The organism is Vibrio sp. Vb0598 (assembly GCF_033338935.1).
Taxonomy (GTDB): Bacteria; Pseudomonadota; Gammaproteobacteria; order Enterobacterales; family Vibrionaceae; genus Vibrio; species Vibrio alginolyticus.
Map to the genome: position 1 here is coordinate 55274 of NZ_JAWOTP010000010.1, position 15228 is coordinate 70501.

General features: G+C 44.6%; 15 protein-coding genes. 9 read left to right on the forward strand and 6 right to left on the reverse strand.

Annotation, left to right across the window (positions count from 1 at the left end; translation table 11 throughout):
* Positions 1 to 115: 115 nt before the first annotated feature.
* Positions 116 to 565: a ferric iron uptake transcriptional regulator FcrX gene (gene fcrX, locus R7Q38_RS12075; protein WP_005382141.1), complete on the reverse strand. Its 450-nt coding sequence runs from the start codon at positions 563 to 565 to the stop codon at positions 116 to 118.
* Between the two features lie 200 nt (positions 566 to 765).
* Here fcrX and R7Q38_RS12080 point away from each other — a divergent pair, with 200 nt between their 5' ends.
* On the forward strand, positions 766 to 1269 hold the full coding sequence (locus R7Q38_RS12080) for a DUF4442 domain-containing protein (protein WP_005382144.1): 504 nt from the start codon (positions 766 to 768) through the stop codon (positions 1267 to 1269).
* A gap of 52 nt (positions 1270 to 1321) precedes the next feature.
* Here the strand turns inward: R7Q38_RS12080 and fldA are convergent, their stop codons facing one another.
* The 3 genes from fldA to R7Q38_RS12095 all read right to left on the reverse strand — a co-directional run bounded on the left by fldA (position 1322) and on the right by R7Q38_RS12095 (position 3005).
* Positions 1322 to 1855 (reverse strand): flavodoxin FldA, encoded by a 534-nt coding sequence (fldA, locus tag R7Q38_RS12085; protein WP_005382146.1) that lies wholly within the window; start codon positions 1853 to 1855, stop codon positions 1322 to 1324.
* A 48-nt stretch (positions 1856 to 1903) separates the two neighbouring features.
* The gene (locus tag R7Q38_RS12090; RefSeq protein ID WP_005393038.1) at positions 1904 to 2125 is read right to left on the reverse strand and encodes a DUF2788 domain-containing protein; all 222 of its coding nucleotides are present in this window, start codon (positions 2123 to 2125) and stop codon (positions 1904 to 1906) included.
* 112 nt (positions 2126 to 2237) lie between these two features.
* Complete coding sequence (locus R7Q38_RS12095) at positions 2238 to 3005, reverse strand: alpha/beta fold hydrolase (RefSeq protein WP_017819953.1); 768 nt, start codon at positions 3003 to 3005, stop codon at positions 2238 to 2240.
* Between the two features lie 92 nt (positions 3006 to 3097).
* Here R7Q38_RS12095 and seqA point away from each other — a divergent pair, with 92 nt between their 5' ends.
* Both seqA and pgm read left to right on the forward strand, forming a co-directional pair.
* Positions 3098 to 3640 carry a replication initiation negative regulator SeqA gene (gene seqA, locus R7Q38_RS12100; protein WP_005382149.1) on the forward strand — a complete coding sequence of 181 codons (543 nt, stop codon included), beginning with the start codon at positions 3098 to 3100 and terminating at the stop codon, positions 3638 to 3640.
* A 92-nt stretch (positions 3641 to 3732) separates the two neighbouring features.
* Entirely contained in the window at positions 3733 to 5379 is a 1647-nt protein-coding gene (gene pgm, locus R7Q38_RS12105) for a phosphoglucomutase (alpha-D-glucose-1,6-bisphosphate-dependent) (protein WP_033906916.1), read from the forward strand.
* A 61-nt stretch (positions 5380 to 5440) separates the two neighbouring features.
* Here the strand turns inward: pgm and R7Q38_RS12110 are convergent, their stop codons facing one another.
* Positions 5441 to 6214: a DUF1853 family protein gene (locus R7Q38_RS12110; protein WP_033906915.1), complete on the reverse strand. Its 774-nt coding sequence runs from the start codon at positions 6212 to 6214 to the stop codon at positions 5441 to 5443.
* A 231-nt stretch (positions 6215 to 6445) separates the two neighbouring features.
* On the opposite strand from R7Q38_RS12110, the gene R7Q38_RS12115 reads away from it, so the two are divergent.
* Positions 6446 to 7204: a Nif3-like dinuclear metal center hexameric protein gene (locus R7Q38_RS12115; protein WP_033906914.1), complete on the forward strand. Its 759-nt coding sequence runs from the start codon at positions 6446 to 6448 to the stop codon at positions 7202 to 7204.
* Positions 7205 to 7296: 92 nt separating this feature from the next.
* Here R7Q38_RS12115 and R7Q38_RS12120 read toward each other — a convergent pair whose 3' ends face one another.
* Positions 7297 to 8586: a citrate synthase gene (locus R7Q38_RS12120; RefSeq protein ID WP_005382163.1), complete on the reverse strand. Its 1290-nt coding sequence runs from the start codon at positions 8584 to 8586 to the stop codon at positions 7297 to 7299.
* A gap of 396 nt (positions 8587 to 8982) precedes the next feature.
* Between R7Q38_RS12120 and sdhC the strand changes: the two genes are divergently transcribed.
* The 5 genes from sdhC to sucA all read left to right on the forward strand — a co-directional run bounded on the left by sdhC (position 8983) and on the right by sucA (position 15203).
* Complete coding sequence (sdhC, locus tag R7Q38_RS12125) at positions 8983 to 9375, forward strand: succinate dehydrogenase cytochrome b556 subunit (protein WP_239938474.1); 393 nt, start codon at positions 8983 to 8985, stop codon at positions 9373 to 9375.
* Positions 9369 to 9713 carry a succinate dehydrogenase, hydrophobic membrane anchor protein gene (gene sdhD, locus R7Q38_RS12130; protein ID WP_005382169.1) on the forward strand — a complete coding sequence of 115 codons (345 nt, stop codon included), beginning with the start codon at positions 9369 to 9371 and terminating at the stop codon, positions 9711 to 9713. The genes sdhC and sdhD overlap by 7 nt, the downstream gene beginning before the upstream one ends.
* Complete coding sequence (gene sdhA / locus R7Q38_RS12135; RefSeq protein ID WP_005382172.1) at positions 9714 to 11480, forward strand: succinate dehydrogenase flavoprotein subunit; 1767 nt, start codon at positions 9714 to 9716, stop codon at positions 11478 to 11480. It begins immediately after the preceding gene.
* A 15-nt stretch (positions 11481 to 11495) separates the two neighbouring features.
* Positions 11496 to 12206, forward strand: a complete 711-nt coding sequence (locus tag R7Q38_RS12140) for a succinate dehydrogenase iron-sulfur subunit (protein WP_005382174.1) — start codon at positions 11496 to 11498, stop codon at positions 12204 to 12206.
* Between the two features lie 171 nt (positions 12207 to 12377).
* Positions 12378 to 15203 (forward strand): 2-oxoglutarate dehydrogenase E1 component, encoded by a 2826-nt coding sequence (gene sucA, locus R7Q38_RS12145; protein WP_005382176.1) that lies wholly within the window; start codon positions 12378 to 12380, stop codon positions 15201 to 15203.
* Positions 15204 to 15228 lie beyond the last annotated feature (25 nt).

A 15228-nucleotide genomic window follows, 5' to 3' on the forward strand; every position in this document is an offset into this window, starting at 1 on the left:
ATGGGCGTTTAGTAGCTTTTGTTCTGTAACCAAAGTGCTGACGTCTAAGGTACTTACTTCTAGAAACAAAAAACGCCAGCATGTGCTGGCGTTTACTTTTTAAATTAACAAACCCTTATTTTTTCGGTTTGTGTGCATCTGGATTGTCTTTACAACCACCATCGCTACACTTGCCGTACAAGTATAAGCTGTGGTTTGTTAGTGTGACATTGTACTTAGCTGCAATCTCTTTTTGACGTTCTTCAATAAGATCGTCAGAAAATTCAATTACCTCACCACAGTCTAGGCACACTAGGTGGTCGTGGTGATGTTGAGTCGATAATTCGAAGACTGACTTTCCACCTTCAAAGTGGTGACGAGTTACAATACCAGCATCGTCGAACTGGTTTAGAACTCGGTAAACAGTTGCTAGGCCAATTTCTTCACCTAGATCAATCAACTTTTTGTACAAATCTTCAGCACTGATGTGCTGGCAGTCTGGCTGCTGAAGTACTTCTAGAATTTTTAGCCTCGGAAGGGTTACTTTTAAACCCGCATCCTTCAGCGCCTGATTATTATCTGACATATACTTTCCCGTTGGATCATCTGCAGCGATTTAACAGAATTCAATCTTCCTACCATTATAGGATAAGCGTTCGGAACATTAAACCACGAACTTCAAAGGGTTAATAGAATCTTTTTGTAAATTAGAAACAGGTCCATTATATTACAGCTCTGACCAGTTACAATTGTGTAACATTAAGCTTGGAGAGGGCAGGGATAGCGATGAATAGGCGACTAGCGAAGATATACAAACCAGGAATTGTAAAGTTCGCACTCAATATTTGGCCTCCTTTTTGGGGGGCGGGTATTAAAATCTTACATATTTCTCAAGACTTCCGTACTGTAAAGGTACGTTTAAAGCTTCGCTGGTGGAATAAAAATGCCAATCGCACCCAATATGGCGGCAGTATTTTCTCTTTAACTGATCCTATTTACTCGTTGATGCTGATGGGGATTCTACGAGAGGAATATTATGTGTGGGATAAAGAGGCAAGCATTAACTTTATTAAGCCGGGGCAAAGTGATTTGTTTGCAGAATTTGAGGTCACTGAAGGGATGCTGGAAAACATTTATCAAATGACACGGAATGGAGAAAAGTGTTTTCCTGAGTTTATTACTCATGTAAAAGATAAACAGGGGAATGTGGTTTCAGAGGTTCAACGCAAGCTTTATGTAAGAAAGAAACCTCAGTATCGCGAAGAGGAAGTACTTACCGATGCTGTGTGACAATACATACAAAAAGACCTCCAAGTGGAGGTCTTTGCATCATTCAATTTGATTAGCCTTCTAGCTCAGCTAAACACATCTCTTCATAGATCTGTTTAACCCAGCTTTCAACACGCTCGTCAGTCAATTCTGGTTGGCGGTCTTCATCAATACATAGACCTACGAATTGGCTTTCGTCACCTTCAACAAGTGCTTTAGACGCTTCAAATTCGTAGCCTTCTGTCGAGGTATGGCCAAGAATTGTGCCGCCTTTAGATTCAACGATATCACGGACTGTGCCCATCGCGTCACAGAAGTATTCTGCGTAGTCTTCTTGGTCGCCACAGCCAAAGATAGCCACTAGCTTAGTAGAGAAGTCGATTTGCTCAAGCTCAGGGAAGAAGTCATCCCAATCACATTGTGCTTCGCCGTAGTACCAAGTTGGGATACCTAGAAGAAGAAGATCGAAGTTATCAATGTCTTCTTTGCTGCTTTTCGCGATGTCTTGAACGTGAACTAGATGTTTACCTAGTTGCTTTTGAATCATCTTTGCAACGGCTTCAGTATTACCTGTGTCGCTACCGAAGAAGATACCTACACTTGCCATAGAGTCTATACCTTTACATTGTTTGTTATTGGCGATGCTACTAAGGGTTTAACCTAACCCTGAGCCTTCCCAAGTTAGCTGAATTACACCTTTTGCAATAAAGCCAGCACAGCCTAGGAAAAGGACTAACCACACAATACGACGACCAAAAACAGGTACATTGCCTTGCTTTAGCACATCTTTTATCGCCATCCCGATGAAAAAAAAGATAGCAGCAAAAAGAAGATCGAGTCCAATAGACTCGAGCATATCCATATAGTCGTAAAGCATTTTAGCCCTTCATGCCGAAAAATCTTGGGCGCACTATACCACTGTTAAACGGTAAAGTTAATGCACTACAAGAAGGGTTATTTCAATAATCTAGTGTTGCTTTTCGAATTTGTTAACTCGAAATGTATTTTCGAATGACTCTCATTACTTCTGTCGGTTTCTCGGCGTGTAACCAGTGACCAGTGCCAGCGATAATGTGTGCTTTAGCATGGTTAAATTGTCGCTTCACTGCCGGCTGATGTTCTGGCATTAAGTAGTCAGAGTCGCCGCCTTTGATAAACAAAGTTGGGATATCTGTTGGTGTGATTTCTTGCCAGCCAATAATTTGGTCATAATTCTCAAAAAGGCTCGGTACGTTAAACCGCCAATCCATCTTATCGCCATTTTTGTACAGTGATTTAGAGAGAAATTGTCTTACACCATCGAGTTCAATATGTTGAGCTAGGATATCCATGGCTTGCTGTCGATTTGCTGGTTTTTCATTAATAACAGCATGTAAGCCGTTAAAAACATTATCGTGACGGTTCGTAGTGTAGGCAACAGGCGCCATGTCGAGAACGACTAACTGCTTGACTACATTTGGCGCAATGTCCACAAGAGCCATCGCGACTTTTCCGCCCATGGAGTGACCAATAACAATAGATGGCTCAACGTTTAAGTGCTGAAGGAGCTGAGCCACATCTTTTGCCATATCGGTATAGTTATGGACTTCGGAGTGGAAAGAGAGGCCGTGATTTCTCAGATCAATACTGATCACCGTGTGATCTTTAATAAGATCGCGGGCGAGTAGACCCAGATTACTTAAACTACCAAACAATCCGTGAATCAAAACAACTGTTTGGCCTTGGCCTTCCTGCTTATAGTTGAGTAATGCTGACATTTTATCTTATTCGTGATGGGTTTAACGTGGAGTATCCGCGTGGATCTCGTTATAATCCCCCAGAGTTTAAACATTGAGAATGTGAAAAGCGAATGAAAACAATTGAGGTTGATGAGGATCTATACCGTTATATAGCTAGTCAAACTAAGCATATCGGTGAAAGCGCCTCGGATATTTTGCGACGCCTTTTAAACCTTGATGGTCAGTTGCAGGAAGCTAAAGCCGCGCCTGTAGTAGAGAAGCCACAAGGGATTGTAGTAAGTAAAGATGCGGGTAAAACGGAATCTGTTGATGTAGTGAAAGAAATGCGTTCGCTGCTTATTTCTGATGAGTTTGCCGGTCTAAAAAAAGCGATTGATCGCTTTATGTTGGTATTATCGACCTTACATAAATTGAATCCAGAAGGTTTCGCCCAGGCTACGAATGTAAAAGGACGCAAACGCGTGTACTTTGCAGATAATGAAGAAACCTTGCTAGCAAACGGTAATACGACCAAGCCAAAAGCCATTCCTGGCACACCGTTTTGGGTTATCACGAATAACAATACAAGTCGTAAAAGACAGATGGTTGAACAAGTGATGGCACACATGGGGTTCCAACCTGACTTAATAGAAAAAGTAACAGGTTCAATCTAAGAAACCTGATAGAAGCCTCATAATGCGTCGCAGTGAGCGGATATTATGAGGCTTTTTTAATTTTATTTGTATTGAAAGAAAGGATGTCAAACATGGCTATGCACCCTCGTGCTGGGCAAAAAGCGCAGCAGGAAGATCTTCACAATATCCCAGCACTCGTTGCTAACTACTTCTTACTTCAACCAGACGCGGCAAACGCAGAACACAAAGTTCAATTTGGTACTTCTGGCCACCGCGGTACTGCAGACAAGCACACTTTTAACGAAAACCACATTTTAGCGATCGCTCAAGCGGTAGCAGAAGTTCGTTCTGAGCAAGGCACAATTGGCCCGTTGTTTGTGGGTAAAGACACGCATGCGCTATCTGAGCCTGCTTTCTCAAGTGTGATTGAAGTACTGATTGCAAATGGTGTGAAAGTGATTGTCCAACAAGACAACGGTTACACGCCAACACCGGGTATTTCACACGCGATTCTGACTTACAACATCAAACACGATGAAAAAGCAGACGGTATCGTTATTACTCCATCACATAACCCACCACAAGACGGCGGTATCAAATACAATCCGACACATGGTGGTCCTGCAGAAGCTGAGTTGACTCAAGCTATCGAAGATCGTGCGAACGAACTGATTGCTGAAGGTTTACAAGGTGTGAAACGCCTACCACTAGCAGAAGCAAAAGCATCGGATCTGTTTGTAGAGATGGACTTGGTGAAGCCATACATCGATGACCTGGTGAACGTTATCGATATGGAAGCAATCCAAAAGGCGAACCTGAAGATTGGTGTAGATCCATTGGGTGGCAGCGGTATCGATTACTGGCGTCAAATTGGTCAGGCATACAACCTAGACCTAACGCTAGTAAGTGAATCGATCGATCCTTCTTTCCAATTCATGTCGCTAGATAAAGACGGCGTTGTGCGTATGGACTGTTCTTCTCCTTACGCAATGGCGGGTCTATTGGCACTGAAAGACGAATACGATTTAGCATTTGGTAACGATCCTGACTACGACCGTCACGGTATCGTTACGCCAAAAGGTTTGATGAACCCGAACCACTTCTTAGCCGTTTGTATTGACTACTTGTACCGTCATCGTGACGCGTGGGGTAAAGACGTCGCTGTTGGTAAAACACTAGTTTCAAGTGCGCTGATTGACCGTGTTGTTGCGGATCTAGGTCGTGAGCTATGTGAAGTGCCTGTTGGTTTCAAATGGTTTGTAGACGGTCTGTACACTGGTAAGTTTGGTTTCGGCGGCGAAGAAAGTGCTGGTGCGTCTTTCCTTCGTAAAGATGGCACACCTTGGTCAACAGACAAAGATGGCATCTTGCTATGCCTTCTAGCAGCAGAGATCACTGCGGTAACGGGTAAGAACCCTCAAGATTACTATGAAGAGCTAGCGGCGAAGCACGGTGAGTCGAAGTACAACCGTATTCAAGCTGTAGCAAATGGCCCACAAAAAGACGTATTGAAGAAGTTGTCACCAGAAATGGTTGCGGCTGAAACTCTAGCAGGTGATGCGATCACTGCTCGTCTAACGCATGCACCAGGCAATGGTGCTGCGATTGGTGGCCTTAAAGTAACGACGGCTAACGGTTGGTTCGCTGCTCGTCCATCAGGCACAGAGGACATCTACAAGATTTACTGTGAAAGCTTCAAAGGTGAAGAACATCTGAAACAAATCGAAGCTGAAGCACAAGAGATCGTTAATCAAGTGTTTGCAGCCGCTGGTTTGTAAAACATCCAATGGTCAATGTATCTAGCAAAGGGTTGATGTGAAAACATCAACCCTTTCATGTTTAAGTGCCCCGAACCGCTTTATCTCCGGGCCATGAATCTGGTACCACAAACCAGAATTGACCGTCTTCCGTTTGTGCGTGTATGAATCGATCTAAAGGCTTTTCAATAGGTTGAGAGAAATCGTCTGTACCGGTCGCCCAGCATGGTTTATGTAAATGATAAAGGGGTTTACCAATTAAATCCCATTGACGTTGATAGCACCAGTAACCACTAATCTGACTTGGATTTAATTCATAACCCAAGCACTCCTTAGGAGTTGGCTCTGGAGTAAACGGATTAATATAGAGTCGTCCTTGCATCATTAGGCGCTCTTCTGGAGAGTCGTTTAAAGGAATTATTTTTTGAAATTCCGGGCGATCGCTCATTTTCAGCTGATGCGTGAGCATTCTATCCAATTTTACATGTAACTGGTCGTGAGCATTCGGGCCATACCAAATGCCGTTGTAAAGAAGATAAAACTTAATCGCCACTTCCCAATGTTCTATCTGATTTGATTCTGTATTCCTCAACACTAAATCGACAGCACCAATGGTCTTACCTTCCGCGTCGTTTAACTGAATTTCTTCGGCAATAATCTGATATCGTTCTGAATTAGAAAGAGCCGCAGTGCATAGGTGCTGATATAAAAAACCCAGTCTCGGATTACCATTGTATTGTTCTGAGCTATTCAAAGGTTTGACCGAGATATCTTCTAAGGTTGCAAACGGAGGGGTTAACTTGAAAAGCGGAGGTGAAGTGGCGATCCATTGGTAAAAGCGTTGCAGTTGGTTCATCCGTATCCCTAAATTTATGGTGAGGCGACAAGCTTTGTTATTGTAACTAAATTTGCTTTTGAGGGTAGGGTGGCTAGCATCGATATTAGGGTTCGAGATACACTTTAAAGACCTAAATGATATCAAGGTGCCAGATGTCAAAACGTTGTTGTATCAACTAGGTTGCATTCTTTCGTCTGATTCCATCAAGAGGTTATTTAGGTTTACATGCGCTAGAAATTGGAAGTAATAATGAATAACTTAAAGCTAGAACAGATTCTTAATGACAAACTGTCACCGCAGTTAATTAAAGATTACGCACCAAATGGGTTACAGGTAGAAGGGAAATCAGCGGTAAAGCGTGTTATCACTGGCGTAACCGCCTCTCAAGCCTTAATCGATAAAGCGATTGAGCTTAATGCAGACGCATTGCTTGTTCATCATGGCTATTTTTGGAAAGGTGAGCCTGAGCCAATTCGTGGCATGAAAGGTAAACGAATTCGTAGTCTGATCAAAAACGATATCAACTTATATGGTTATCACCTTCCTCTAGATATTCATCCAGAGCTAGGCAACAACGCTGAATTAGCTCGCTTACTTGAAATCGAAGTAGAAGGTGGGCTTGAAGGGCACCCTCAGTCAGTTGTTATGTTTGGGCGCTTGAAAAAGCCGATGTCTGGTGTTGAATTTGCGAGTAAGATCAACCAAGTTCTTGATAGAGAGCCTCTGCATATCGCTCCAGAGAATACCGATAAGATGATTGAGACAGTCGGCTGGTGCACTGGTGGAGGGCAGGATTTCATTGAACTTGCTGTACAGCACGGGCTGGATGCATTTATCTCTGGAGAAATTTCAGAGCGCACCACTTATACCGCTCGTGAAATGGACATTCATTACTTTGCTGCAGGTCATCATGCTACTGAGCGTTATGGTGTTCAGGCCTTAGGCAAATGGCTAGCGGATGAATATGGCCTACATGTGGAGTTTATCGATATTGATAATCCGGTTTAGCGTTCTCCATTAATAACGTTAAACGCAAAAAAGAAAAAAGGGTTGAGACGAAAATCTCAACCCTTTTGTTTGTCTATCTTCGTACTAAAAGATCATTCACGTTCGTGAAGTGGAGAAAACTCACGTTGTGTTTCGCCAGTGTATAGCTGACGAGGACGACCGATGCGGTTCAGTGGATCGCTGTGCATTTCGTTCCAGTGAGCAATCCAGCCGATGGTACGAGAAATCGCGAAGATAACCGTAAACATAGAAACTGGAATACCAATCGCTTTAAGAATGATACCTGAGTAGAAGTCTACGTTCGGGTACAGCTTCTTAGACACGAAGTACTCATCAGAAAGCGCAATGCGCTCAAGTTCCATTGCAACGTCTAGCAGAGGGTCTTGAATGTTTAGCTCTTTGAGAACTTCATGACACGTTTCGCGCATTACTGTCGCACGTGGGTCGTAGTTCTTGTAAACGCGGTGACCAAAGCCCATTAAGCGGAATGGGTCATCTTTGTCTTTCGCGCGGTCTACATATTCAGGGATGTTATCGACGCTGCCAATCTCTTCTAGCATTCTCAAGCAGGCTTCGTTTGCACCACCGTGAGCAGGTCCCCAAAGGGATGCAATACCAGCGGCAATACATGCAAATGGGTTCGCACCAGAAGAGCCAGCTAGGCGTACAGTTGATGTCGACGCATTCTGTTCGTGATCCGCGTGTAGAGTGAAAATCTTATCCATCGCACGGGCAACCACAGGATTTACTTCATACTCTTCGCAAGGGTTTGCGAACATCATATGCAAGAAGTTCTCAGCGTAGCTAAGGTCGTTACGAGGGTAAATAAATGGCTGACCGATAGAGTATTTGTAACACATCGCCGCCAGTGTTGGCATTTTTGACAGCAGACGGTACGCTGCAATTTCGCGGTGTTCGTCGTTGTTAATGTCAAGAGAGTCGTGATAGAAGGCTGCAAGTGCTCCAACTACACCACACATTACCGCCATTGGGTGAGCATCGCGTCTGAAGCCATGGAAAAAGCTTGCGATTTGCTCGTGTACCATTGTGTGACGAGTAACGGTCGTTTTGAATTGCTCGTATTGTTCTCGGGTAGGGGCTTCACCATAAAGAAGGATGTAACATACTTCTAAGTAATCTGCGTTATTGGCTAATTGATCAATCGGGAAACCGCGGTGCAAAAGAATACCTTTGCCGCCATCGATGTACGTGATTGATGATTCACAAGATGCAGTGGCAAGAAAACCTGGGTCAAAAGTAAAGTAACCATTGGCTCCCAGCTTACGAACGTCAATTACAGGTGTACCTAGCGTACCGTCCATAATTGGCAGTTCGATTGGCGCTTGACCTTCAACATGAAGGGTCGCTTTCTTATCCGCCATAACAATCTCCTTTGTTTATTATTTAATCCGTCCAGGATGTTTATGTGCCATTTTTGTACTGTTGTTAAAGCTTAAAGTCAATTTTTCTCCATCTTTGTGTGCACTTGTTATGATTTTTCTCATGAAAATCGTTAAAAATCTGTTCTATGTAGCATAATTTGTTACACCAATTGTATTAGAATGTTGCTCGCCGTATATTGGCAAAGAAAATTTTAGTTAAATCCTTATAAATTCGGGGCTAGAAACAAAGAGTGAGGTTTGTTGCTGGATTCCGTTTGTTAACAACTTGTTTACAATTATCTGAGTGGTTACTCGCGATATTTGTTAAATAGATGTTAACTTTTGTACGTTTGGAAGCTGAAATTGGTTATAACAATAAATGCTCAATGGAGCTGAGTGAGCAAGCCCGTGAAAGAAAGAAAGTCAAGACCTGTTAATTTAGATTTACAGACCATCCACTTTCCTATCACAGCAATCGCATCCATCCTACACCGTGTGTCTGGGGTAATTACGTTTGTTGCGGTGGGTATATTACTGTGGTTACTATCCATTTCTCTGTCATCCCCAATGGGTTTTATGGAAGCCGCTGACATCGTCGATAGCTTCTTCGTAAAATTCATCCTGTGGGGAATTCTTACTGCACTTGCCTACCACATCGCAGGTGGTATCCGTCACTTATTGATGGATCTAGGTCACTTTGAAGAACTAGATTCAGGCACGATGAGCGCTAAAGTCGCGTTTGGTGTAACAGCAGTATTATCATTATTGGCGGGGATCTTGGTATGGTAAAACACGTATCTTCATTTGGTCGTAATGGTGTACACGATTTCCTACTAATTCGTGCAACTGCAATCATTATGACGCTATACACGATTTATCTGATTAGCTTCTGTGCATTTTCAGATATCTCTTACGCATCTTGGACCCAATTCTTTGGTGGTACCTTCACTAAAGTATTCACCATGTTGGCACTTGTCTCGATCCTGATTCACGCTTGGGTTGGTTTGTGGCAAGTATTAACTGATTACATTAAGTGCGCGAAACTACGTGGCGCACTACAACTTGGTGTTATTGCCGTGCTATTCGGCTATGTCTTCTCTGGTCTATTTATTCTGTGGGGTGCGTAAGTGTCTATTCCAGTTCGTGAGTTTGATGCCGTAGTAATCGGCGCTGGTGGTGCAGGTATGCGCGCTGCACTACAAATTTCAGAGCAAGGCCTATCATGTGCTTTGTTGTCAAAAGTATTTCCAACACGTTCTCATACTGTGTCTGCACAGGGCGGCATTACCGTTGCTCTGGGTAACTCGCACAAAGACGATTGGCAATGGCACATGTACGATACCGTTAAAGGTTCCGACTACATCGGTGACCAGAACGCGATTGAATACATGTGTAAAAATGGTCCTGAGTCAGTTATCGAGCTTGAAAAAATGGGTCTTCCATTCTCTCGTTTTGATAACGGTACCATATACCAACGTCCATTCGGTGGCCAATCTAAAGAGTTTGGTGGTGAGCAGGCTGCTCGTACAGCCGCTGCTGCAGACCGTACTGGTCACGCACTTCTTCACACGCTTTACCAGCAAAACGTAAAACACAAAACAACCATCTTCTCGGAGTGGTACGCTTTGGATCTTGTGAAAAACCAAGACGGCGCAATCATGGGTTGTACTGCGATTTGTATGGAAACGGGTGAAATCTGTTACTTCAAATCGAAAGCAACCATTCTAGCTACAGGTGGTGCAGGTCGTATTTACGCATCGACCACTAACGCGCACATCAACACGGGTGATGGCGTTGGTATGGCACTTCGCGCAGGCGTTCCAATGCAAGACATGGAAATGTGGCAGTTCCACCCAACAGGTATTGCTGGCGCGGGTGTTCTAGTGACGGAAGGTTGTCGTGGTGAAGGTGGTTACCTTCTAAATAAAGATGGTGAACGCTTCATGGAGCGCTACGCACCAAACGCGAAAGACCTTGCTGGTCGTGACGTGGTTGCTCGTTCAATGATGATTGAAATTCGTGAAGGCCGCGGCTGTGATGGTCCTTGGGGTCCACATATCAAGTTGAAACTTGATCACCTTGGTAAAGAAGTACTTGAATCACGTCTACCAGGTATCTGTGAACTGTCTCGTACATTTGCACACGTTGACCCAGTGAAAGAGCCAATTCCAGTAATTCCAACTTGTCACTACATGATGGGTGGTGTACCTACTCAAGTCTCTGGCCAAGCAATTAAGCAGAAGGCCGACGGTAGCGAGATGGAAGTACAAGGCCTTTACGCATGTGGTGAGATTGCTTCTGTATCGGTACACGGTGCTAACCGTCTGGGCGGCAACTCATTACTAGACTTGGTCGTCTTTGGTCGTGCTACTGGCTTGCACCTTGGCGAAACGCTAGCAGCGCAAGCAGAAGCTCGTCCTGCAACAGAATCTGATATTGAAGCGTCTCTAGCGCGTACTATGCGTTGGGAAAACAGCACTGGTGGTGAAGATCCAGTTCAGATTCGTAAAGACCTACAAGCATGCATGCAAAACAGCTTCTCGGTATTCCGTGAAGGCGATGCGATGGCAACCGGTCTAGAAGAGTTGAAAGTGATTCGCGAACGTTTGAAAGATGCGCATCTAGCGGACAAGTCTTCAGAGTTCAACACGCAGCGTATTGAGTGTCTAGAACTTGATAACCTGATGGAAACCGCGTTTTCAACTGCCGTTGCAGCAAACTACCGTACAGAGAGTCGTGGCGCACATGCTCGTTTCGATTTCCCTGAGCGTGATGATGAGAACTGGCTATGCCACTCTATCTACAATCCGGAAACAGAAGCGATGACTAAGCGTGATGTGAACATGACGCCAACGCATCGTGAAGCTTTCCCGCCGAAAGTACGTACATACTAAAGGGAGGATACGACTATGAAATTAAACTTCTCTTTATACCGTTACAATCCGGATGTGGATACCAAGCCTTACATGAAAGAGTATACCCTTGAGGTAGACGAAGGCTCAGACATGATGGTGCTTGATGCATTGATTCTGCTAAAAGAGCAAGATCCAAGCATCGCGTTCCGTCGCTCATGCCGTGAAGGGGTATGTGGTTCTGATGGTTTGAATATGAATGGTAAAAACGGCCTAGCGTGTATCACACCGTTATCTGCTCTACAAGGCGATAAGATAGTTATTCGTCCACTACCAGGGTTACCTGTCGTGCGCGATCTTATCGTTGACATGACGCAGTTCTATGATAACTATGCGAAAGTTAAACCATTCTTGATTGATGATGGTGCATTACCACCATCACGTGAGAATCTACAATCGCCTGATGACCGTGCGCATTTAGATGGATTGTACGAATGTATCATGTGTGCATGTTGTACAACGTCTTGCCCATCATTCTGGTGGAACCCTGATAAATTCATCGGCCCAGCTGGTCTTCTCGCAGCGTACCGTTGGCTAATTGATAGCCGCGATACGGCAACAGATGAACGTTTGTCTGATCTTGATGATGCATTTAGCGTTTTTCGTTGCCATGGCATCATGAATTGTGTAAGTGTTTGTCCTAAGGGATTAAATCCGACGAAAGCCATCGGTCACATTAAGTCGATGTTGGTTAATCGTTCGGTTTAATTTACTCGCTCTTAGGAATGTCGCAGTGTTGCGGATCACCCGATATGACCGCTTCACTGCTTCAGTAATATTCGAGTAAAGAATACAAAAATTGCCGACCGTATTTTTAGTCGGCTCTTATAGCTCGGCAAAGACCGAAGCAAACGTGAAAACTACTGGTTAAGGGAAAATATGCACAACGGCGTGATGAAGGCATGGCTCGAGTCTTCACACTTGGCTGGCGCCAATGCAACGTATGTAGAGGACCTCTACGAACTGTATCTAAGTGATCCCGATCTGGTAAGTGAGGAGTGGAAACGTGTTTTTGAAGGCTTGCCTAAGCCATCAGAAGAAGTGGCAGAACAACCACATTCACGTGTCCGTGACTACTTCCGACGACTCGCTAGAGAAACAAAGCATTACAATGTCCAAGTTAGTGACCCAGATGTCGATGCAAAACAAGTAAAAGTTCTACAGCTAATCAACGCATACCGTTTCCGCGGGCATGAAGCTGCAGAATTAGACCCACTAGGTCTATGGCAACGCCCAACCGTGGCGGAGTTAGACCCTGCTTTTCATAATCTTACCGAAGATGACTTCGAAGAAACTTTCAACGTAGGTTCTTTTGCTGTTGGGCAAGAAACCATGAAGTTGAAAGATATCTATGAAGCCCTCAACAAAACTTATTGCGGTTCCATCGGTGCTGAATACATGCACATGACTGACACAGAGCAAAAGCGTTGGATTCAGCAACGCCTTGAGTCTGTCGTAGGCCAGCCATCATTCAACAAAGATGAGAAGCGCACATTCCTAGAAGAGCTAACAGCCGCTGAAGGTTTGGAGCGTTACCTCGGGGCGAAATTCCCAGGTGCAAAACGTTTCTCTTTAGAAGGTGGTGATGCGCTGATTCCGATGACGAAAGAGTTGATCCGTCATGCGGGTACAAGTGGAATGCGTGAAGTGGTTATCGGTATGGCTCACCGCGGTCGTTTGAACATGCTGGTGAACGTACTTGGCAAGAAACCTCAAGACCTGTTTGATGAGTTCGCCGGTAAACACGACGAAACTTGGGGGACGGGTGATGTGAAGTATCACCAAGGTTTCTCTGCTGATTTTGCGACTCCAGGCGGTGATGTTCACTTAGCGCTTGCATTTAACCCATCGCACCTAGAAATCGTAAACCCGGTAGTCATGGGCTCAGTTCGAGCACGTCAAGACCGCTTGGGTGATAATCAAGGTAGCAAAGTGCTTCCTATCACCATCCACGGTGATTCTGCAATCGCTGGTCAGGGTGTGGTTGCCGAAACTTTCAACATGTCTCTTGCTCGTGGGTTCCAAGTCGGTGGTACGGTACGTATCGTCATCAACAACCAAGTAGGCTTTACGACGTCTAATCCTCGTGACACGCGTTCTACGATGTACTGTACCGATATCGCGAAGATGGTGCAGGCGCCAATTTTCCATGTAAATGCAGATGACCCAGAAGCAGTTGCTTTTGTTACTCGCATTGCATTGGATTACCGTAACGAGTTCAAGCGCGATGTCGTGATCGATCTTGTATGTTACCGTCGCCACGGCCACAATGAGGCGGATGAGCCAAATGCGACTCAGCCTTTGATGTACCAGAAAATCAAAAAGCATCCTACACCACGCAAATTGTATGCAGATGTTCTGATCGATAAAAATGAATCAGATATCGAGACAGCGACTCAGTTAGTCAATGAGTATCGCGATGCATTAGATCGCGGTGAAGTGGTTGTTAAAGAATGGCGTCCAATGGCGTTGCACTCTGTAGACTGGTCCCCTTACTTAGGGCACGAATGGGATATGGAGTGGGATTCAAAATACGACAAGACACGCCTTATTGAGCTAGGCAATCGTCTGTGTCAGTACCCAGAAAGCCATAAACTGCAAAGCCGTGTTAATAAGCTATACAACGATCGTCTAGCAATGATGACCGGTGAAAAAGCTATTGACTGGGGTATGGCTGAAACATTGGCGTATGCTACATTGGTTGACGATGGCAAGCGTATTCGTCTTTCTGGTCAGGACTCGGGTCGTGGTACTTTCTTCCACCGTCACTCGGTTCTTCATAACCAAACCGATGCAAGCACTTACATTCCATTAGCGAATATTCATGACAACCAAGGGCCATTCCAAGTCTTTGACTCAGTATTGTCAGAAGAAGCTGTGTTGGCGTTTGAATACGGTTACGCAACAGCCGAACCAGGTGGTTTAACTATCTGGGAAGCACAGTTTGGTGATTTTGCCAACGGTGCACAAGTTGTTATCGACCAGTTTATCTCGTCAGGCGAGCAAAAGTGGGCGCGTTTGTGCGGTCTTACTATGCTTCTACCTCATGGTTATGAAGGTCAAGGTCCTGAGCACTCATCTGCACGTTTAGAGCGTTACCTTCAGCTTTGTGCTGAGCAAAATATGCAGGTTGTGGTTCCTTCAACACCGGCTCAGGTGTACCACATGATTCGTCGTCAGGTTGTACGCCCAATGCGTCGACCTCTCATTGTAATGTCGCCGAAATCTTTGCTGCGCCACCCTCTATGTACTTCAACGATTGAAGACTTGGCGGATGGTACATTCCAATCTGCAATTCCAGAAGTAGATGATTTAGAACCAAGCAAAGTGAAACGTGTCGTGTTCTGTGCTGGTAAGGTTTACTTTGACCTACTAGAGCAGCGCCGTAACAACGAGCAAGACGATGTTGCTATCGTGCGTATTGAACAGCTTTACCCATTCCCAATGGAAGAAGTACAAGCAGCAATTGCTCAATACACTAACGTTGAAGACTTCGTGTGGTGTCAGGAAGAACCTCAGAACCAAGGTGCTTGGTACTGTAGCCAACATAACTTCCGTGCCGCTATTCCTGCAGGTGCAAATCTTAAATACGCAGGTCGCCCAGCTTCTGCTTCGCCAGCAGTTGGCTACATGTCGGTGCACTTGAAACAACAAAAAGCGTTGGTTGAAGACGCTCTGAACGTGAACTCAAAAACTTCGAATTAAGAACTAGAAGTTAAAGGAAGAAACA

Coding starts and splice junctions, on each gene's coding strand:
- R7Q38_RS12110 (WP_033906915.1), bottom strand. CDS start 6,214: ATGAACCAACTGCAACGCTTTTACCAATGGATCGCCACTTCACCTCCG.
- R7Q38_RS12140 (WP_005382174.1), top strand. CDS start 11,496: ATGAAATTAAACTTCTCTTTATACCGTTACAATCCGGATGTGGATACC.
- sucA (WP_005382176.1), top strand. CDS start 12,378: ATGCACAACGGCGTGATGAAGGCATGGCTCGAGTCTTCACACTTGGCT.
- R7Q38_RS12095 (WP_017819953.1), bottom strand. CDS start 3,005: ATGTCAGCATTACTCAACTATAAGCAGGAAGGCCAAGGCCAAACAGTT.
- R7Q38_RS12115 (WP_033906914.1), top strand. CDS start 6,446: ATGAATAACTTAAAGCTAGAACAGATTCTTAATGACAAACTGTCACCG.
- fldA (WP_005382146.1), bottom strand. CDS start 1,855: ATGGCAAGTGTAGGTATCTTCTTCGGTAGCGACACAGGTAATACTGAA.
- R7Q38_RS12120 (WP_005382163.1), bottom strand. CDS start 8,586: ATGGCGGATAAGAAAGCGACCCTTCATGTTGAAGGTCAAGCGCCAATC.
- R7Q38_RS12090 (WP_005393038.1), bottom strand. CDS start 2,125: ATGCTTTACGACTATATGGATATGCTCGAGTCTATTGGACTCGATCTT.
- R7Q38_RS12080 (WP_005382144.1), top strand. CDS start 766: ATGAATAGGCGACTAGCGAAGATATACAAACCAGGAATTGTAAAGTTC.
- sdhD (WP_005382169.1), top strand. CDS start 9,369: ATGGTAAAACACGTATCTTCATTTGGTCGTAATGGTGTACACGATTTC.
- seqA (WP_005382149.1), top strand. CDS start 3,098: ATGAAAACAATTGAGGTTGATGAGGATCTATACCGTTATATAGCTAGT.
- pgm (WP_033906916.1), top strand. CDS start 3,733: ATGGCTATGCACCCTCGTGCTGGGCAAAAAGCGCAGCAGGAAGATCTT.
- fcrX (WP_005382141.1), bottom strand. CDS start 565: ATGTCAGATAATAATCAGGCGCTGAAGGATGCGGGTTTAAAAGTAACC.